Here is a 511-nt window from a genome sequence, read left to right as displayed (position 1 = left end):
CTCTTCAGCTCGGGGATTCGTGCCAGAATATCGATGACGGAGATCAGGCGCCCGGCGCGCTCAGGCTCAAGCCCGGCCACATCGCGAACCGAGGCTCCGGCGATTTTGACCGCGTTCAAGTCGGCGCGGCTCAGCCCCTGCGCCTTCAGGAACTCGGGAAAGAAGCCGCTTTCACGCACGTAGACGAACTCATTGTCCGGGAAAGCGCGGTGCTCGTCGGCGATGTTGCCGAGGCCATGGCCGGACTTGGTGATGCTCTCCAGCTTCTCCAGATTGAAGTCATTGCTCGGATTGGCGACGAGGATCGCGCTGGCGAGCCACATACAGCCGTAGTAGTTGGCGACAACCCGCGGCGTGATCGCACTTTGGCCACCACGCAGGTACTCACGGGCGTTCCGGAGGCAGTAGGCGAGGGAGGCGGCCTTGCGTTGGATCTTGGCATCATCGGGCGCATCCCTGAGCCCTTCAGCCTTGGTCCGCACCAGTTTGGCGGCAAGAGCCTGGCTCTCCC

1 protein-coding gene is annotated in these 511 nt (G+C 63.2%); it reads right to left on the bottom strand.

The features are described from left to right. Positions 1 to 511, bottom strand: a 511-nt coding sequence (locus ACU8YC_RS26270) for a YaaC family protein (protein WP_446896157.1), incomplete at both ends; no start/stop codon positions are given.

The organism is Citrobacter sp. VF227 (assembly GCF_052950715.1).
This window is presented reverse-complemented; position numbering and strand designations above follow the sequence as displayed.